Genomic DNA, 19,888 nt, shown 5'->3' on the forward strand with positions numbered 1-19,888 from the left:
CGGTGGAGTCGATGGTGATGTCGGGCGAGGGCGTAAAGCGGCCAGGGACATCGAAGTTGCGGCTGTTCTGGGGCTCGTCATCTTCGGTGAGGTGAAAGTCTTCGCGCTTGAGATCGGTGACCACGTTGCCCTTCTGGTCGAGCGCGACACCGTCGAGAATGACGAGCGCGACGTTGCGGGTGATGGTGTTGGCGGCCGTGGGCGGGGGCAGCGGCGCAGATTGCTGCGGCGCGCCGCGCTCGACCGGCGCCGGCGACACGGCGGGAGCGATGCCGGCATCAGGCGGGGCGGTCGTGGTGGCCGGAGCAGGCTGCTGCGCGTGAAGGGTCGTGGTGAGCGCGAAGGCAGCGATCAGGAGGAAAGGAACGAGCAGACGGCGCATAGGACCTCGGGCGTATACGTGGATGCTGGTTGAGACACGGTGCGATGGAGGAAGTTTCTCACGATTTCTTTGAATTTGTGTTATTTCAGGGCGTGAAGGCACAAAGACCCGGGCCTCGGCCCGGGTCTTTGTGCTTTGCTTTGGAGCAGCTCAGTCCATATAGGGATCGAATTCGTTGGCTCCCGCCATAGCTACGCCGACAGGCGTGAGCGTGTGCACGACTAAGGCTAGTCGTTTGTGATCGTCACTGTTCCAGTGCGGCCTTCATAGACCATCGTGTAATGCAAAAGGAAAGTTCTGCCTATTAGGGCGCTGTGGCGCTGGCCGCCCGCCTGTAAATCCACACCAATAAATTGACCGTAAACGGTGAATTTTAATGAGGGCACGTAGAGCTGCGCTAGGTATACGTTCGCTATGTGTTGACCACCTGCACCGCCGATAGGCTGGCGATCGACAATAGGCAGATTGAGTTGTGCAGCAAGCAAATTGTCAATACAACTGACACTTGCGCCGGTGTCGACCAGCGCTTCTACCCGTTCGATGCCAGCCACAGCTAGGATCTCCGGCGTCGTCACGTCATAGTTCGGATCAAACCCGATGTCTACAAGCAACGTTGGGCCACGACTGGATAGCAATTGCGCTCCAGTCGCGCCACCCGGAACATCGTTGAACCCACACTTGCAACTAGACATGTTGGGGCATGTACATGACGGAAGCCGGTAACGCCATAGATGTGGCACCCACCTGCCGAATTAGGTACGGTCCTCTCCCAAATTTCGACACCGCATCCTGAGCTGCTTCTTCAAAGCTTACATAGTTGCCAATGAGCGCTTGATCATGAATCAAAACCCATTGGCCCATATGTCTGGCTTCAAGTCCGGGACGCATTCCTTCAAATGCCGCCAACTCGCTGTCTAGGTCTGCCATATTTGCACCTTTTCCTCTGACCATTCCCAGTTGCAATCGGACGGCCAGAATCGCCCGTGTTTGATTAGACGCTCCTAATGCAGGTGGCGCTATCATACCTCTGCTCTGAGCAAGTTGAACCGACTGGCTAACTTATTAAGCCGCCTCTTCGGTCGCAGCCACCTTAGCCGAGGCGACCGTGTAGTTTGGCTCCCCGATCTTGAAGCGGGCAAAGCGGCGGACCGAGATGTTTTCACCGAGCTTGGCGATCTTCTGCGCGATCAGTTGACCGATGGTGAGCGAAGACTCCTTGATGAAGGGCTGCTCCAAGAGGCAGACTTCCTCGTAGAACTTCGACATCTTGCCTTCGAGCATCTTCTCGATGATGTTCGCGGGCTTGCCTGTGGCGGCGGCCTGGGCACGGTAGATTTCCTTCTCCTTCTCGATGTCGGACGGGGTGACTTCGTCCTTGCCGATGAAGCGAGGATCGACCGCGGCGATGTGCATCGCGATGTCCTTGAGCAGCTCCTGGAAGTCATCCGTGCGCGCGACGAAGTCGGATTCGCAGTTGAGCTCGAGCAGCACGCCGATCTTGCCGCCGGCGTGGATGTAGGTACCTACGGCGCCTTCATTGGTGGACCGGCTGGCCTTCTTGGCGGCAGACGCCATGCCGCGCTTGCGCAGCACAACGAAGGCTTCTTCCATGTCGCCCTTGGCTTCCTGGAGTGCCTTGAGGCAGTCGCCCATGGGGGCGCCGGACTTTTCGCGGAGTTCTTTGACGAGCTTGGCGTCGATCTTTACGGCTTCAGTGGTAGACATTGCAGTAATTCTTTCTCGTCCGCATTGCAGACGTGTAAATGCTGAGAAACGTGTAAAAAAGGGCGCGGGTTCGATGCCCGCGCCCCTGTTTTCCTTGAGGTAGCTTAGGCGGAGATGACTTCTTCGAGCGCGTTCGGGCTGGGCTCGTCGGAGGTCGGCGCTTTGCGGATACCGCCGCCAAGAGCTGCGTTGAGGTCGATGACTTCGTCTTCTTCAATGATGTCTTCGATGGAGGCTTCGGCGATGCCGGCAGACTCGTGGATGTCGCTTGAAACTTCTTCGTCGTCGCCGAGGAAGTGCGCTTCGGTCATGACAGGCTGCACATCGGAGAACTCGTTCGCGAAGGCCTTGTCGGAGATCATCTGCGTGCCCTCGTAAGCCGAATCAGCGATCTTCGTGGTGAAGAGGCGAATGGCGCGGAGAGCGTCGTCGTTGCCGGGGATCACGTAGTCAACAACCGTGGGATCGCAGTTGGTGTCGACGACTGCAACGACCGGGATGCCAAGCTTGCGGGCTTCGGCGACGGCGATGGCTTCGTTGTTGGAGTCAACGACGAAGAGGGCGTCGGGAAGGCGGCGCATGTTCTTGATACCGGAGAGGGAGGTCGAGAGAGCCTTGCGCTCGCGCTCGAGCTTGATGACTTCCTTCTTGGTCAGCAGGTCGTAGCGACCGTCGACTGCCATCTCATCGAGCTCCGCGAGGCGCTTGACGGACTTCTGGCAGGTGACCCAGTTGGTGAGGAGGCCGCCGAGCCAGCGGGAGTTGATGTAAGGCATGCCCGCACGCTTGGCCTCTTCGGCGACGGCATCCTGCGCCTGGCGCTTGGTGCCGACGAAGAGGATGACCTTGCCCGAGGAGGTGAGGTCGGTGACGTACTTGGACGCTTCCTTGAACATCTTCAGCGTCTTCTGGAGGTCGATGATGTAAATGCCGTTGCGCTCGCCGAAGATGTATTCCTTCATCTTGGGGTTCCAGCGCTTGGTCTGGTGGCCGAAGTGTACGCCGGCTTCGAGCAGTTCTTTCATTGTGATGCTGGCCATATGAGGCTCCTGTTTATAGACCGGGCCGGGGAAAGACAGCTTCTAGCCATTAGCTTCTAGCTCCTAGCTAAGAGCAACGTGCTAAGGGCAAAGCGCCGGACGCGGCTGGTCTGGATTGATCCCTGGCAATGAAGCGTCGGGAGATTGAGTTCCTGTCCCGGGCGGTGCGGTGATCCCGGGGTTGAAGCGGAGGCCGGAGTGAATAGTGAGTAGTGAACAGTGAGGTAAAGCCTTACTTCACTATTCACCTGTTCACTATTCACTCCGGCAAAGCGATTAGCGCTTGCTGAACTGGAAGCGAGCGCGAGCGCCCTTCTGGCCGTACTTCTTACGTTCCTTGCCGCGAGCGTCACGGGTAACCATGCCACCGGCCTTGAGGGCCTTGCGGAGTTCGATGTTGAACTCCATGAGCGCGCGGGCGATGCCGAGCTTGACGGCGTCGGCCTGGCCATTGACGCCGCCACCCTTGACGGTGGAGTAGACGTCGAAGGTCTCGTTGATCTCAGGAATGCCGAAGGGAGTCTTGGCCGCGACGCGCTGCGCCGGGGTAACGAAGTACTCCTCAAACTGCTTGCCGTTGACCGTGAACTTGCCCGAACCGGGGCGAAGGAATACGCGAGCGATCGCGCTCTTTCTGCGTCCCGTGCCGTAATACTGAACGAAATCCGCCATGTTGAATCCTCTTGTGGTGCCGGGGGTGGTGGCCCCCTCAAATCTTTGTGCTTCGAGAGCTGTTAGCTATTAGCTCTTAGCTGCCTCTTGCCGACCGTATCGCTCTGCCTTACCTGACAGCTAAGAGCTAACGGCTAAAGCTTGCCTGCCTACGCGAGCTCGAGCGCCTTGGGCTGCTGAGCGTGGTGCGGGTGCTCGGAGCCCTTGTAGACCTTGAGCTTGGTGCCCATCTGGCGGCCGAGCTTGGTCTTGGGGAGCATGCCCTTGATGGCTTCCTCGAGGATCTTCTCGGGACGGCGGGCGAGCAGCTTGACGAAGCTCTCTTCACGCAGGCCGCCGGGGAAGCCGGTGTAGCGGCGGTAGAGCTTCTGGCCGGCCTTCATGCCGGTGAGGTGGATCTTTTCGGCGTTGATCACGATGATGTGATCGCCCATGTCCATGTAGGGGGTGTAGAGCGGGTTGCGCTTGCCGGCGAGAATGCTCGCGGCGACCGAAGCCAGGCGGCCGAGGGTCTTGCCCGAGGCATCCAGCACAAACCATTTCCGCTCAACGTTCTGCACGCTGGGAATGGTGGTGGTCTCGTTCAGATTCACTGTTGATACTCCTTCGTTCTGCCGTCTTCGTCTCGCCGAGCCCGGCTTGAAGCGCGAAGACTATGTGGGCTCAAAAAAAACCGTTGGGCGGCAGCTGAGGAACAGGCGAGATGCCCGAGCCCCAAACAGCCGGAGTGCACTGCAAATTGCGCACAGAGACCCTTGAAGCTGGGTGCTGGGGAGTGAGGATTCGGCTGGCCTGTAGTCTTCCCTGTCCTGCAACTGCGCTGTTTCCAGCGCCGGAAGACCGCATCTGCCCCGGTGACTCACCACGGTGTCCCGGTCGCCTTCGCCTTCTCGACGCCCAAAGTACGGGCACACGGAGACGAGTGCGCAGGACTGCGCGAGTGTTCAGATTAGTGCAAGTGCGGGGCGGGAGTCAACCGTTCGGGAAGCGATGTTTTGATTTTACGGGCGGAACTACCTGACGTCGCTAGAAGCTGAGGTTAGTTCGGAGGAAGAGAATCCGGTTAGCGGCGCTGGTGGCGGCGAAAGTGGGGTCCTGGGCGAGGGATTTGCCGAAGAGGGTCGAGTTGAGCACGCCGACCGGGGGCGCGGCGTTGACGTTGTTGGTGAGGTTGTTGGCCTCCACGGTGAAGCTGAGCTGGACGCCGCCCTCGTGTTTCGCTGATTTTCCGGTTCCGGTGACGTGACCGCCGAGGGTGAAGGCCCGTGTCAACGACGTGGAAAGGTAGAGCAGGCCGGGGGCGGTGCCGTAGTTAATGGGGATGATGGCCTCTCCGGCGACGGGCGTGGTGTTGAAGGTCCCATAGCGGGTGACGACGACGGAGGCGGCGGGGCTGGCGCTGGTCGCGAAGGACGGGCGGTCGTTGAAGAGGGTGTCGCCGTTGAGGTCGGTGCCGGTGGTGATGTTGAAGGGCACACCGGACTGCCAGGAGAAGTACTCGCTGGCGGAGAGTCCCCAAGGGAGAGTGAGGATTGCGCCCGAGAAGAGCTGCTGGCGGCGCCCCGCAGGCAAGCGCCCGAAGTCCTGGCCGACATTGTAGGAGTTGGAGGCGAAGACGGTGGCGCCCTGCGCACTGCCCTGTCTGCTCTGCGCAACGTAGAGGCCATAGATCATGAGTTTTGGCGTGGGGGTGAGGCGCCACGTCAACTCCCCGACCTGGTCTTTCTCGATGCCGGGCGAGGCGAACTGGTAGACGTTGGTGTTCCCACCAAAGGGCCGAAGGCCGGTACCGGGCTGGGGAGCGTTGGCGTTCTCCGACAGATACTGGTGGACGCCGCGGGCCCAGAGATAGGTGGCGCCGACGGTACCGTAGTGGCCGATGCGGCGCTCGGCTGAGAGCGTGGCGATGTCGTCGTGCGCGACCTTGAGGTTGGGGTCGACGCGATAGATCATGGGCTGCGCAGAGGTGAGGGGTACGGGCGAGGCACAGGTGGGCGCGGTGAAGCCGCAGGCGTAGATGACTTTCAGCGTTGCGGGATCGGTGATGTAGCCGCTCTGCTCGCGGATGCCGTTTTCGTGCTCGGTGGTGAGGAGGTTGTCGACCTGGAAGCGATCGAAGAAGACGCCGGCTCCGCCACGGAGAGTGAGGATGGGGGTCCTGGCCCGTCCACGGTGCGGGGCCCAGGCGATGCCGAAGCGCGGTGCGGCGTTCAGGTGGTCATCGATGGCAGACTGCGATTCGAGACGGAGGCCGTAATCGAGGGTGAGGTCCTTGCGGACCTTCCACTCGTCTTCGACGTAGACACCGAGGTCGCCGGTGGCGGCGGAGGCGCGGGGGTCGCCGACGGTGAGGTTGAACTGCGAGGGCTGGGGCTGCGCGGCGGTGTAGTCCGCCAGCGAACTGAAGATGAACTGGCCGTTGAAGGCGGCAGTCGATGTGTTGGACTCGCGGGTCCAGCGGTAGCGGACGCCGGTGCGGAGGAAGTGGGAGCGCAGATCGAGGGAGAGGGAGTCTTCGCCTTGGAGGTGGTCGCGATGATCGTTGAGTACGCCCTGCGGATCGCCCCCACCGTTGAAGGAGCCCTGCACGATGACGGTGCAGGAGGCTGTTTGCGGGGTGATGCAGGGGCCGCTGGCGGTCTGCCCGGGGCGCTGATCGAGGCGGGCGCGGACGTATTCGAAGCGAACCTGGTTGACGGTACGGGCGTTCAGGATGCTCTCCTGGGTGAGCTGCACGGTCTGCGTGGTGGAGGTGCTGGCGTAGCCTTCCGATGGCAGCACGAGCTGGCCGACACCGCCGTTGGTCAGCGTGACGCGATCGAGCTGATAGCGCATGGTGAGCATGTCGCGCTGACTGAACTGGCGATCGGCGCGGGCGGTCGCGGATTCGGTCTTCTGCGGGTTGGGGACGGCCGCGGAATACGGTGTGGGAAGCAGAGCGTTGACCGCGGCGTTGTTCTGCTGATCGTTGTAGACGCCGCTGACGAAGAAGGTGCTCTTGCGGTCGATGGGCCCGCTGAGATTGCCGTCGGTGTTAAGCACGAAGTACGAAGGCTGCGGCGAAGGGGTGAAGGGATCCTGTCCGTTAAGGGCCTGCTGCGTTCCGGAGACGCCTACCGCGCCGTGCAGCTTCGGGCCGCCGGCCTTGGACTCAATCTCGATGCGCCCGAAGCCGAGGGCGTCGTACTGCGCGGAGTAGGGGTCGTGGCTGATGCGGACGCTGAGGATGGAGCTCTTCGGCGGGATCTTCGCTCCGCTGAAGCCATCGACGTAGACGTTGGGCGTTTCGCTAAGACCACCGGCCAGCGCGAGCAATTCTTTCTGGAAGGTGCCTTCATCGCCGGAGAGCGACATGAGTTCGCGGGCGCCGAGGATCGTCGCGGTCTGGTTGTCTGCGGAGGAGGTGCTGTTGGCATCGCGGTCCACCTCGATATGCTCTTCGATAGTCGCGATTTCGAGACGGATAGCGACGGGCCGGCCGGCCTCGAGCTGGGTGTGACTGATCTCCAACTTGGTGCGACGAAAGCCGGCCGCTTCGACGATGACGTCGTAGTCGCCATCCTGCAGCGGGACGCTGAATTCACCCAGCGCATTGGTCTGGATATCGATGTGGGAGGAGGGACCGAGGATGGAGACCGCGGCATGGCGCACCCTGGCGCCGCTGGGGTCTTCGACCTGACCATGCAGGGCAAGCTCGGGCAAAGGCTGCTGACCCCATACGCTGCCGGCCGTCAGAGATATGGCGCAAAGCGATATACAACCAGCAATGACCCGGGGAAAACTCAACATGAACCCAATCACCGAGGACGCCTCCAACGTGAAGCAGCGAGGCCCAGAGATATAACACTCGCGAGGAGGCTTGGGTTCATTGTGAAGGGTAGGCAAACATTTGACAAACGTTTCGCACGGTACTGAAGGCGAGTAATTATTGCCTCCTAAGGTTCTGGAAGGTGGAATGCGGCGCGCACACGCAGGCCTGGAGCGGCCCTAGCGCATGCCCAAGCCAGGGAGAGCGGGCGCAAAAAGGCGTCTGATTCCACCATGGTACCGCCGGGTACCGCCAAGCGGTAGGACGTTGTGCCGCATGCTGAAGTTGCGGCGATCTACGTTGCGTGTGCGGGAGTTCGGAGAAGCCGGCGGAGCGCCAGAGTCAGCAGCATGGCATAGCCGCAAAGCAGCAGGATCTCAAGCAGCATGAGCACCATGGCGGAGCGGCTGCCGTGCAGCAGCAGAGCGTGAAGCTGGACGGCGGTGGGCTGACTGAGGATCGAAGACCAGAAGCTGTGCTCAACTGCGGCGACAAAGAGAAAGAGCGCATAGCCCCAGAGGAAGACGCGGCGCGACTGGACCACCGTGAGGCAGATGGGGAACAACGCCATGAGCGTATAGGTGGACCAGGACTTCTTGGAGAGCAGAAGCAGCACCATGGTGATGGCGGTGGCGCCTTGTGCCAGGAGAAAGAGCTGCGCGGAGCGCGTGTGCTCGGGGTCGAGGCCTCGCAGGACTTTGCGCGCGGAGAAAAACAACACGGCCACCACGGCGAGAGCGGAGAGCGCGGTGAGGCCATCCCAGACGGGTCCGCTGATGAGCTTGCCCAGGATCGTCTCGACGAAGAACGGCACGCAGCCGGAGCCGCGATAGTCTCCTTCGACCGTGAGGGGAATGAGGACATTGGATCCGCTAAGAGCGAACACGCCGTAGACAGCAGTGAGTGTGGCGAAGAAGGCGAGAAGCCAGAGCCACCAGCGGCGCAGCACGACCACGAAGAGCGGAAAGTACAGCAGCGCGAGGAACTTTACAACGCAGACGGAGAAGCCATAGGCGACGCCTGAGAGCGCGGTGCGCTGCTTCAACAGGAAGTAGACCGCGAGCGCGAAGAAGAGGGCGATGAGCACGTTGTCCTGGCCATCGACGGTGACGAAGAGGATGCTGAGCGGGTTGACGAGATACAGCGTGAGGGCCTGGCGGCGCAGGCTTTCGCTGAGATAGCGCTCGGGGATGGCACACCAGACGAACATCAGGGCGAGCTCGAAGGCGATGGCGAGCAGGATGATGGACTGAGGAGCGTCATGCAGGCGGATGGCTGCTGCGCCGAGGTAGGCATGCAGCGGAGCATAGCTGGTGACGAAGTCGCGGTAGGGATGCAGCCCGGCGAGCACCTTCGCGGCTTCGGGATAGTAGTAGGCGGGGATGTCGCCCCGCGGAGCGATGTGCATCGCGCCGAAGAGCAGGCCGAAGACGAGCAGTCGCGAGAGGCCGAAGAGCAGAAGGAAGAGGCGATCCCAGGCCTTGCGTCCGGCTGCCGGAAAGAGCCGGTAGCGTCCGGCGAAGACTGTCGCCGCAGCCCCGATGAGTCCAAGCGCGCCGCGCGCAACCAGCGTCTGTGTTCCTGTCATGGGTCCTCCAAGAGACACTGTAACCGCCCGAATGAGAGTAGGCGGATTTAGTGCTGGAGCTGGCCGACGCTGGGCTGCTGGCCGAGGCGGGTGCGGAGAGCCCTGGGCAGCGGCCGGCCATGGCTCTTTACGGGCGGTGTCGCCTGCTTGGGATCCAGGCGGTAGACGATGAGGAGATTGCGGTCGGGATCGTCCATGGCGGGGAAGGCAGCGACGCGCTGGATGCGATAGATGGTGGCGAGGGCATCCATCTTGTCGTCGTCGAGCTCGTTCCAGGCGACGTACCAGCCGGGGCGGTAGGCCTTGACGCGGTCGGCGAGTTCCATGGTGCCGAAGTCATCGTCGATGGACTTGAGGCCGGTCATCATGGTGAGGTCGGAGCCGGAGATGGAGAGGATGAGCTGGGGGTGCGAGGGGTCGGAGTCGACGACGCTCTTCACCTCCTGCGCGGCGTGCAGGAGGGTGTACTCGGGATGGCGGACGTAGCCGATCATCTGCACGGCGTCGGGCACGGCGATGGCCAGCACGGCGCAGGCAGCGAGGATTCCTCCGAGGATGCTGGCGCGGCGGGCTGAGGCCTGGCGGAAGGCATCGATGCCGAGGGCCACCATGCCTGTGAGCGGAGCAGCCACGACGGTGTAGTACCGGGGCTGCAGATTGTTGTGGTAGCCGAGGAAGGCGAAGTAGCCGCCGGCCCAGAGGAGCAGAGCGACGAAGACGGGGTTCGCGAGCAGGCGCGGATGCCAGAAGAGCGCGAGGCCGAGGACGATGAAGAAGGCGGGATAGAGGATGGGGCCCATCCACATGCCGTCGGCCAGCGTGTTGAGGACGACCTTCTCCAGCGGCTGCAGCATGATGCCGGTGTAGGCGTTGGCGGAGAAGAGGTAGTGGAAGTCGGCGAGAAAGTGGGGCTTGACCAGAAAGAGGAAGTACGCAAGCCACAGGACCACCGCCAGAGTGGCGGGGAACGCGGCCAGCTTGATCGCAGGGCGGAGACGATAGCCTGCGCGGGCCCAGACCATGTAGGCGATGGCCGGCAGCAGGAAGACGGCAGTGGTCTTGGTGAGAATCATCCCGACGAGAAGCAGGCCGAGCGCGATGGAAGGGAGCCAGAGCTTCCACCGTCGCAGCTGAAGGGGATGGAGTGGCAGCGGGTGCAAGTGCGAGGCCGCGACGAGGGCCCAGACCGTCAGAGCGATGAGTAGAGGCTCGAGGATTGCGAGGCGCTCAAAGGCGAAGAAGTAGGGGCTGGCGCAGAAGAACAGCACGGTGATGGCTGCGGCCAGGGGCCTTCCGGAGGCTTCGGTGCGGGGCCGGGTGTGGCGGACGATGAGGCGGTAGAAGCCGAGGATCGCCGCGGCAAAGACGCACAGCGTGAGAGCTCGGGCTGCGACGACGCTGACGCCGGTGACTTTGAAGAGCGCGAGCTCCATGAGCGGCCAGATGGGGAGAGCGACGGCAGGGTTGAAGTCTCCCGGAAAGTACCAGCTGCCGAAGAGCACCTGCCGGGCGGCGGCGTCGCCGTACCAGCCTTCGTCGGTGTATTTGGACCAGTCGACCCAGGGGGAGTGGTTGGGGAAGTCGGCTCCGAGGTGGACGAAGTGCAACGCGAAGAGGACCGCGGCGGAGGCGAGCATGAGTGCGCCGAGGACGGCGGAGAGTGGCCAGCCAGCTCGGGAGAGCTGCGGTCGATCAGCGAAGCCGGGATGTTGCGCGTGCTCCGCGTCTTGTCGGTGCTCGTCCGCCATCTTCCTCGCAGGGTGGTTGCCAGCAGTGCGACGTTCCTGCCGGAACCCCGAAGAGGGTTCCGGTGTAGCAGAGGGACTCCGCGCCGAAGGGTGTAGGCGTTCGCTGGCCTCTTTGAGGGCCGTATGAAGCGAGATTATAAGGACTTAAACGGCGGGGTCCAAGCCAGGGGTCCGTTGCCGGCATGGGAGAGAAGGTCCGATCGAGTTTCGAGTGGTGAGTTTGGAGCGATGAGTTCAACTCGTTCCTGGGATTTCCGACAGGGATTGAGCCGGGCCCAGGGCTGAGATCTCTACTCATAGGACAGCGCGTCAATCGGGTCTTTGGCTGCGGCCTTGGCGGCAGGATACAACGCGCCCAGTAGGGCGCCTCCCATGGCGATGAGGACGGCCAGGGCGACCCAATGCGGGGTGACCTGGAAGCTCATGGTGGGAAAACGGTTGTGCAGCAGCGAGCGAAGGCCGTAGGTGGCGGCGACTCCTATGACTACCCCGGCGGAGGCGAGAATGCCGGTCTCGCGCAGCACGACAGAGACGATGTCGAGCTTGCTGGCGCCCATCGACTTGAGGATGCCGATCTCGCGGGTGCGCTCCATGACTGCGGTGTACATGGACTGGAAGATTACGAGGAAGCCGATGATGACGGCAATACCGATGACGACACGCAGACCGATGTTGAAGGCCGGGACGTGCTCGGGGGTGAGCATGGAGAGGTACTCCTCGGCGGTCTGGACCTGCCAGTCCCCGAGGCCGTCGGTGGCGAGGATCTCCTTGCGGACGTCTTCCTGGAACGTCGGGGAGTCCTCGGTCTTGAGGTAGAACATGGCGGCCTTGTTGGGCGTGCCGTCGAGGTCATCCATGGTCTTCAGGGGGATGAATTTGCGGCTGCCTTTGCCGTGCTCGACGATGCCGCAGACGTTGAAGTCGTGGCCGAGGACCTTGAGCTTGTCTCCCACCTTGAGGCCCTTGCCTGAGGCGGCCTGAAGGTCGTCGATGATGACGTCGTAGGTGTCGTGGAAGGGGCCACCGGAGAGGAAGACAAAGGGTCGCAGAGCGTTATAGCTGGCGAAGTCGATGCCGGCGATGTTCTCGACGTTGCTGCTGAGGGTGAGCTTGATGTTGGCGGGCGCGACAACCTGCACATGGGGAAGGCCGCGCAGCACATCGGCGACGCGAATGTCGGCCGATGCGGCGCTAAGGTTGGCGAGGGTTCCACCGGCGCCGGGGCGGACGATCATGTCCATACCGATGCCGGTGGTCTGGGCGCGGCTGCCGTTGAGTATGCCGAACATGACGCCGGCGATGGAGAGGATCATCACGACTTCAATCGCGACGGCGAAGGCCGAGATCATCGAACGCAGGGGCCGGTGCACGAGGTTGCCCACAATCAGTTTGTTCATAGTCTCCGTTATTCCATCATGTACCGGCGTGGCCGGCGAAAACTCAGGCCCGGCCGGTGGCAGCGGTCCGCAGGGAAGACTGCCGGGCCTCCCCCTCGAGGCTGCGCGTCAGAGGGGAGCCCAGTACGCTGCCCAGGAGCGGGGCCACGTACACGCAGAATAAGATGGCCAGGCAGAGGCTGATGTTGCCGTACCAGGCGTACCACATCAAGCCAGCGACCAGGCTTTCCGGCGCGAGGTGGGCGAAATACAGCATGGGCAGAAGGGCCCAGGGTCCAGAGCGGAGGCTGCCGGCCACCATATCGGTGAGCACGAAGAGGAATATCCAAAGCAATGGAGTGAGCACCAGCACGGCTTCCCAGCCGCCGATGGCATAGGACTCGCCGAGCACACCGAAGGAGATTCCGGTGGTGAAGTCCTCGGAACCCAGGAAGCCGCCCATGCGATGGGCATACCAGTTGCCGTTGTACTGGATTTCGCCCTCGCCCTTGCCGGGGAGGAAGATGCGCGGGATCCAGTTTTCGATGTAGAAGGCGATGGGAGCGTAGCCGACGGGCTCGTGGCGGGAGGTCCAGGTGATGAGGCCGTCGTCGAACTGGAACATGGCGAGGCGATCGCCGAGGCCCAGGTTGCGACTGAAGTAACCGTGATGTCCTTCGAGGGAGACGCTGACCTGGTAGGCCTCATCTTCCTGCGCCCGGGTGTCATTGAGCGTCGCGCCGAGCTGGGCAGCGATCTCTAACCGCTGGAAGAAGCCCGCGTCCTGCGTCAGCGAGCGGCCGACCTGAGAGATCGGAGTGAGCACGATCCACATGAGCGCTACAGAAAAGAGCACCGCGACCACGTGGATGGTCCGGAGTTTGAGGCGGGCATGGATGGCTCCGATGGCCCACGCCACGAAGGGAGTGAACATGCCTTGCTTGGAGAAGGTGCTGAGCCCGATGAAGAAGGCCAGGAGGAAACCGGGGATGGAGATGGCGTTAAGGCTGCGGCGGCCGCCGCTGCGCTGCACAGCATCGACCGTCGCGAGAATGAGCCCCAACGGAAGGAAGACGTTCAACTGGTTGATGGCACTGATCAACTGTCCCGGAATTCCCGTGGGCAGCATATCCATGATGAAAATGAGCAGACCGACGAGCATGCAGCCGATGGCGCTGAACGTGAGGTTGACCTGCCGCCAGCCGAGAATGGTCCCCAGACCTCTGACGTTGCCGGTAATCCGGCGAGAGATGATCACGGCTCCCAGCAGCAGCACGGAGCCGACCGTGTAGACCGACATGGTGAGGAGGGGATCCTCGAGGTTGGTGTCGGCGGGTTCGCCGACGAGCGCTTTGAGCGTCACGGCCCCAATGACGGTAAACAGGGAGAAGAAGAACACATAAGCCCCGGAGGGTCGTTCCAGGCCGCCCGCCACGTTGAATGTGATGGCGCTGACGACGGTGAAGGTGAAGAACAGGAGGCTGAACGCGACACCCGTGTGTTCAAACTGCTGCAGCACCACGATGGCTCCAGCGAAGAGGACCGTCTTGGGGAGCGAAACCCGGGTGGGAAATTGCAGACGCATTCCCTTCCATCCTTACATATCCCTTCCCCTTCCCGGAGTCTCACAAGCTGCTGAGAGGGGGAGGGGTCGAGGAGGGGACATGTGGCTGGGCAGGAGGTCAAGCCACGGGCTAAGATGGGGCGGAGCCGTGGCCTTCCAAATCGATAGCGCTGGCATTCGATGCCGGCGAGCCGATGCCGGGAGCGACTTCGTACCCCAGGCTCGCGGAGAGGCGCGTGTCGTTCGGCAGAGATCTGCAAGTGGAGCGCGAGAGGCGCGGCATCACGTTGGAAGCCGTAGCGGAAGGCACGAAGGTGTCTTCGCGCTACCTTCGGGCGCTGGAAACCGACGACGCCGGCAACATGCCCGGGGGGATCTTCAACCGCGGCATGGTGCGGAGCTACTGCCGGTACCTGGGGCTGTCCGAGGAGGAGTGGCTGGTGCGCTTCACGGTCATCGACCGGCCTGCCCCTGAACCCGACCTGGCTGAGTTCGCCGAAAATGTGAAGCGCAGCCGACCGTCGACAGTGCCCAACATGCGACGCCGGTGGCTGGTGGTGGTGCTGCTGCTCGCGGTGCTGGGCGGAGCGGGGTACGCGTCGTGGAAGTATGTGGTGAGGCCGCGGTTACATCTTCCTCCGCAGCAGCAGCCTGGATCCTAGGCCGCGTCCGGAGGCTGGCTGCAACACGGACTTGAGGCTGTCTCTCCCCCGCCGCGCGCCCAGGCCTGCGACGAAAGTTCTTCCGAAACCACGCCTGCCGGTGCATAATCTTTCGTTAACAGGACAAGCGACGTTTTTTCACATTTGATGGCAGCCCCATGCCCTGCGGCGCCATATGAGTGTCTCCTCCTTGATCCTGGCGGGCAATCGTTAGCCCTGACCGCTCGTCACCGCGTGGGAGCAGAGAAGACCCGCCCCTCCCGGGACGATTTTCCATTTTTCCCGAACGTTTCGTTCGCTTTTCGAGGAGGCAGTAATGAAGAAGTTCTTGTCTACGTGTACGTTCGCTGTGTCTCTTTGCACAGCCTCCGTGCTCGCCGGGTCGCTCGTCTGGGGTTCGTGCGCCTACGCGCAGACCGTGACGGGCTCCATCCGTGGCACCGTCATCGATCAAACCGGAGCCGCCGTCGCGGGGGCAGACGTCTCCGCCACGGAAGTCTCGACCAACGTCGTTACGAAGACCAGGAGCGATCGCAGCGGCACCTATAACTTTCAGTCGCTACCGATCGGCAGCTATGTTGTGACGGTTTCCAAGCAGGGATTTGGATCGGTTCGGAACAGGGCGTTTTCGCTCGAGATCGACCAGATCGCCAAGATTGACGTGAAGATGTCCGTGGGTGAGGTGAGCACGACGGTCGATGTGGCGGCAGACAGCGGGTCGTTGCTGCAGACCGAAGACGCGTCGCTGGGCACGACGATTACCGCGAGCACGCTGGAGAGCATGCCTCTACCGGGCCAGAATTTCGCGACAGCAACCGTATTGGTGCCGGGTGCGGTGCTTCCGACCTACAATGCGCTGGGAAGCACCCAAGGCACGGAGCGTGTCACGTCGTTTGCCTCGTCGACGGAGCCGTCGTTCAACGGCAACCGTATGCAGACCAATAACTACATCCTGGACGGAACGGACATCAACGAGCCGCTGCAGAACACCATTGCTTACAACCCGGCTCCCGAAGCGATCGGCCAGATGCGCATCATTACCGGCAACGCCGATGCGGAATACGGCAACGTCAACGGCGGTGAAATCCTGGTCGTGACGAAGTCTGGAACCAACAAGTTCCACGGCAGCGTTTACGAGTATTACGAGAACCAGCTCTGGCAGGCCAACACCTTTGCCAACAAGTATCTGACGCCGATTGCGCCCCGGGCCAACTTCCATCAGAGCCAGTTTGGCGCCACCTTTGGCGGTCCGATCTTTCACAACAAGCTGTTCTTCTTCGTGGACTATGAGGGCTTCCGGAATACCACGGCTACATCGACTTCGGTGATCTCGGTCCCTTCGCTCAGAATGCGCAAGGGCGACTTCTCGGAGCTGCTGGGAGCCCCAACGCTTGATTTCAATCAGTCGATTCCTGCTTCGCAATACAAGCAGCTTTACAACACCAGCACCGGGCTCAACACAGCCACACCGTATGCCAACAATCAGATTCCGGTCGCGAATCCCGTGGCTCAGTACGTCTTCGCTCATCCGGAGTTCTATCCGCTGCCGAACCGCCCCAGCTCGAACGTCAACTCGCCGGACACCAACAACTATGGCGGATATAACAAGTCTGCCTATGTGAATAATCAAGGCGACATTCGAGTGGACTATGCGCTTTCGTCGAAAGATACCATGTGGGCTCGCTACTCTCGTGGCGGCGCTTACGATGATCCGATCGTATCGGTCCTATCGTTCGAGTTTCCGGGTGGGGATGACTATCCGTTCCAGAACGGCGTCCTCAACGAGGTGCACACCTTTACCTCGAACCTCCAGAACGAGTTCCGGGCAGGCTACACGCGTATCGATGATCTTTCCGGTGTGCCATTCGATAGCACAGGTCAATTTCCGACAGGGAGCGATTCGAAGGTTGGGTATCCCTATGTCAGCCCGTACCCCGGCTTCACGGAATCGAACATCTCCACCGCTGAGAAGAACATCGGCACGCTGGGCGTGATTCAGAACTTCATCGACAATGTCTTCGATTATGGCGACACAGTGACCTGGCTGCACGGGAAGCACATTGTCAAGGGTGGCGTGCAGGTTCTGCGTTACCAGGAGAACTTCTACTACGGTGGCAACGCCGGCACGATGGGCGAGTTCGTTTACAACGGCATCTTCACCAAAGATTTGACGCTGAATCCCACCTATGGAACGGGCTACGGCTTTGCGGACTTCGTTCTCGACCAGTCGGAAAATCAGCAGGTGAATGGAACCGCAGGACGCGTCGGTCAACGCCAGTATCGTATGGCGTTCTTCGGCGAAGACGAGTGGAAGTTGACGCCGAAGCTCACGCTGAATCTTGGTCTGCGCTACGGCTATGATCAGCCGATCTACGAAGTTAACAACAAAGAAGTTAACGTCGACGTGAAAAACCCGCAGAACTGCCCCAACTGCCTGCTGACTGCCGGCAAGAATGGCGCCAGCAGGGCGCTGTACAACGCGTTTCACGACCAGTACATGCCGCGCGTGTCGTTCGCGTACCAGATCAATCCGCAGCAGGTCATCCGCGGCGGCTACGCGATCACGGACGACTTCGAAGGTATGGGCAGTGCACAGCGCCTGACGGCGAACCCGCCGTTCATTTCGTCCTACTACTATCAAAGCGGCTCACCTACTGCTACAACCCCCGGAAACCCGATCAAGGTAAGCCAGGGCTTCAACGCGGGCGGGCTTAATCTCGTTCAGAGCAAGTACAACGCTTGGGACCCGAACATCAAACCGGAACTGATCCAGCAGTACAACTTGACCCTCGAGACGGCCATGGGAACTCACTTCACATGGCAGGTTGGGTACGTCGGGAATGTGGCGCAACATCTCGTCATTCCCGAACCGATCAACCAGGAAACAGTTCCGGGCAACACGGCGTCTGAGCCGTTCAGTGGTCTCGTTGGTGTTGGCGGCCAGGTCTACATGACCTCGGCGGAAGGCTATTCGAACTACAACGCCATGCAGGTCCAGCTGCGCCAGCGTCAGTGGCATGGCCTGGAGTACACGTTGAACTACACATGGGCGAAGAACATGACCAACAACCCAGGCTACTTCGGTACCGGTGGCGTCGATGGTCCCGGCACTTACCTGCAGAATGTCTACAACCCACATGCCGATTACGGTGTAGCGGCCTTCGATACACGGAATGCGGTCAACTTTGTCGGCACGTATGCGATCCCGTTCGGCCACGGCCGCGACTTTGGTTCGCAGGCGAACCGATTTGTGGACTGGGCGATCGGGGGATGGAAGGTTTCCATGAATGCCGTTATGTATGAGGGCTTTCCCATCACCATCGGCAGCTCCCAAACCAACGTCACGAATAACGGCGGTGGCGCACGTGCCAACCAATACCGTCCGCTGATCATCAGGAACCGTACGCTCCATAACTGGTTCGGTAACGACGCGACTGCGACTCCCTGCTCTACGCTGCCCTCAGTTCCCGGCCAGAATCCTGTTTGCGCGTATGGCACTGAAGTGAGCTCGGCCAACTACGGAAATCAGTATGCCTTTGGTACAGCGCACGTGGGCACCGAGCGTGGACCAGGTTTCCGGGACGTCGATGTTTCCGCGTCCAAGCAGTTCCGCACGTATAAGGAGCAGTACCTCCAATTCCGCGCGGATGCGTTCAACGTCGGCAATATTTCTTCCTATGCGGCACCGGCTGCAACGGTTTCAACGACGGCGACGTTCGGCCAGATCACTTCCAACCTGTCCCCGCCTCGTCAAATCCAGATGTCGCTGAAGTACGGTTTCTAGGCTCGATCCAACCCTACCCAAACGGCGTCCGCAGTCTGCGGACGCCGTTTGGTTTTGGGCCGGGTGGGGGATGTGCAGACCGGGTTCGTGACTTCCCTGTAAAATAAAGTGGTTCCGCTGTATCGCTCCTTCACCGGGGCGCTTGCGGAACGACCGGCCCCCTCTTGCCAAGTCTGCCGCCGTTTTCTACGCGGCGAGCGTGTGCGGCGAGTTCCGGTCGTCGGGTCCTTCGACTTCGCTCAGGACAGGTGGAATGCCTGCCTCGGCGAGCTGGACGTCCGGCTATCTCACACAGGAGCACTACGCTTTGTCGATCACCGATCGTTTCCTCTTCACTTCGGAGTCCGTCACCGAAGGCCACCCCGACAAGATCGCCGACCAGATCTCCGACGCCATTCTGGACGCCTGCCTGGCGCAGGACCCGATGAGCCGCGTGGCCTGCGAGACGCTTACCTGCACCGGCCTCGTGGTGGTTGCCGGTGAGATCACCACCAATGCGTATGTGGACGTCCAACGGCTGGTGCGCGACACGGTTCGCGAGATCGGCTACGACGATGCGCTGAAGGGCTTCGACTGCAACACGTGCGGCGTGATCTCGACGATCAACTCGCAGTCGCCCGACATTGCGCAGGGCGTGGACACCGGCGGCGCCGGCGACCAGGGCATGATGTTCGGCTACGCCACGAACGAGACGCCGGAGCTGATGCCGACGCCGATTTCGCTGGCGCACAAGCTGGCGCACAAGCTGACGGACGTTCGCAAGGACGGCACGATGGCGTACCTTCGTCCTGACGGCAAGAGCCAGGTGACGGTGGAGTACGACGCGAACCAGAAGCCGGTTCGTGTGGACGCTGTCGTGATCTCGACGCAGCATGCGGAGTTTGCGGATAAGGATCCGAAGTCGACGCTGACCAACGAAAAGCTGCGCGCGGACATCCTGGAGAAGGTCATCAAGGCCGTGATCCCGGTCGAGCTGCTGGACGAGAACACGAAGTACCACATCAACCCGACGGGCCGCTTCGTTATCGGTGGACCGATGGGCGATACGGGTCTGACGGGCCGCAAGATCATCGTCGACACGTATGGCGGCATGGGCCGTCACGGTGGCGGCGCGTTCTCGGGCAAGGACTCGACCAAGGTAGATCGCTCGGCGGCTTATATGGCGCGCTACGTGGCGAAGAACATCGTCGCCGCGGGTCTGGCGGACCGTGTTGAGGTGCAGCTGGCCTACGCCATCGGCGTGGCCGAGCCGGTCTCGGTCCGGGTCGATACCTTCGGCACGGGCAAGGTCTCGGAGCAGCGCCTGATCGAGCTGGTTCGCGAGAACTTCAAGCTGACGCCGAAGGGCATCATCGAGAGCCTGAACCTGCGGCGCCCGGTGTTCAAGAAGACTGCGGCGTACGGCCACTTCGGGCGCTCGGGCGATACCTTTACCTGGGAAGCGACGGACAAGGCCGAGGCGCTGAAGGCGGGCGCGAAGGCGGAGTTGGCCGCGAAGTAGGGTAAGGCAGTAAGGCAGTGAGTAGTGAGTAGTGAGTA

14 protein-coding genes and 1 pseudogene are annotated in these 19,888 nt (G+C 61.5%); 3 read left to right on the forward strand and 12 right to left on the reverse strand.

The genetic code is table 11. The annotated features are described in order from the left end of the window. From AC5E6W_RS13345 to AC5E6W_RS13400, 12 genes and pseudogenes are all read right to left on the reverse strand, one after another. Nucleotides 1-382, reverse strand: a pseudogene (locus AC5E6W_RS13345) (VWA domain-containing protein); the annotation flags it as partial. Between the two features lie 227 nt (nt 383-609). Beyond that, the gene (locus AC5E6W_RS13350; protein WP_491752808.1) at nt 610-933 is read right to left on the reverse strand and encodes a retropepsin-like aspartic protease; all 324 of its coding nucleotides are present in this window, start codon (nt 931-933) and stop codon (nt 610-612) included. Nucleotides 934-1,066: 133 nt separating this feature from the next. Further along, nucleotides 1,067-1,309 (reverse strand): hypothetical protein, encoded by a 243-nt coding sequence (locus AC5E6W_RS13355; RefSeq protein WP_491752809.1) that lies wholly within the window; start codon nt 1,307-1,309, stop codon nt 1,067-1,069. A gap of 135 nt (nt 1,310-1,444) precedes the next feature. After that, nucleotides 1,445-2,107, reverse strand: a complete 663-nt coding sequence (tsf, locus tag AC5E6W_RS13360; RefSeq protein WP_491752810.1) for a translation elongation factor Ts — start codon at nt 2,105-2,107, stop codon at nt 1,445-1,447. Nucleotides 2,108-2,211: 104 nt separating this feature from the next. Then, nucleotides 2,212-3,147, reverse strand: a complete 936-nt coding sequence (rpsB, locus tag AC5E6W_RS13365; RefSeq protein WP_491752811.1) for a 30S ribosomal protein S2 — start codon at nt 3,145-3,147, stop codon at nt 2,212-2,214. 276 nt (nt 3,148-3,423) lie between these two features. Further along, nucleotides 3,424-3,819: a 30S ribosomal protein S9 gene (rpsI, locus tag AC5E6W_RS13370; RefSeq protein WP_491752812.1), complete on the reverse strand. Its 396-nt coding sequence runs from the start codon at nt 3,817-3,819 to the stop codon at nt 3,424-3,426. Between the two features lie 149 nt (nt 3,820-3,968). Beyond that, nucleotides 3,969-4,412: a 50S ribosomal protein L13 gene (gene rplM / locus AC5E6W_RS13375; RefSeq protein WP_491752813.1), complete on the reverse strand. Its 444-nt coding sequence runs from the start codon at nt 4,410-4,412 to the stop codon at nt 3,969-3,971. Nucleotides 4,413-4,845: 433 nt separating this feature from the next. Further along, nucleotides 4,846-7,521: a TonB-dependent receptor gene (locus AC5E6W_RS13380; RefSeq protein WP_491752814.1), complete on the reverse strand. Its 2,676-nt coding sequence runs from the start codon at nt 7,519-7,521 to the stop codon at nt 4,846-4,848. A 401-nt stretch (nt 7,522-7,922) separates the two neighbouring features. Next, nucleotides 7,923-9,215, reverse strand: a complete 1,293-nt coding sequence (locus AC5E6W_RS13385) for a glycosyltransferase family protein (protein WP_491752815.1) — start codon at nt 9,213-9,215, stop codon at nt 7,923-7,925. Nucleotides 9,216-9,262: 47 nt separating this feature from the next. Continuing rightward, complete coding sequence (locus AC5E6W_RS13390) at nt 9,263-10,963, reverse strand: ArnT family glycosyltransferase (RefSeq protein WP_491752816.1); 1,701 nt, start codon at nt 10,961-10,963, stop codon at nt 9,263-9,265. Nucleotides 10,964-11,253: 290 nt separating this feature from the next. Continuing rightward, the gene (locus AC5E6W_RS13395) at nt 11,254-12,360 is read right to left on the reverse strand and encodes an ABC transporter permease (protein ID WP_491752817.1); all 1,107 of its coding nucleotides are present in this window, start codon (nt 12,358-12,360) and stop codon (nt 11,254-11,256) included. Between the two features lie 43 nt (nt 12,361-12,403). Continuing rightward, a complete protein-coding gene (locus tag AC5E6W_RS13400) occupies nt 12,404-13,924 on the reverse strand; it encodes a hypothetical protein (RefSeq protein ID WP_491752818.1) in 1,521 nt (506 codons plus the stop codon). A gap of 215 nt (nt 13,925-14,139) precedes the next feature. Here AC5E6W_RS13400 and AC5E6W_RS13405 point away from each other — a divergent pair, with 215 nt between their 5' ends. From AC5E6W_RS13405 to metK, 3 genes are all read left to right on the forward strand, one after another. Then, complete coding sequence (locus AC5E6W_RS13405; protein ID WP_491752819.1) at nt 14,140-14,565, forward strand: helix-turn-helix domain-containing protein; 426 nt, start codon at nt 14,140-14,142, stop codon at nt 14,563-14,565. A 316-nt stretch (nt 14,566-14,881) separates the two neighbouring features. Further along, complete coding sequence (locus AC5E6W_RS13410; RefSeq protein ID WP_491752820.1) at nt 14,882-18,349, forward strand: outer membrane beta-barrel protein; 3,468 nt, start codon at nt 14,882-14,884, stop codon at nt 18,347-18,349. 307 nt (nt 18,350-18,656) lie between these two features. Continuing rightward, entirely contained in the window at nt 18,657-19,850 is a 1,194-nt protein-coding gene (gene metK, locus AC5E6W_RS13415; protein WP_491753261.1) for a methionine adenosyltransferase, read from the forward strand. Nucleotides 19,851-19,888 lie beyond the last annotated feature (38 nt).

The sequence above is a fragment of the Bryocella sp. genome (assembly GCF_058498515.1).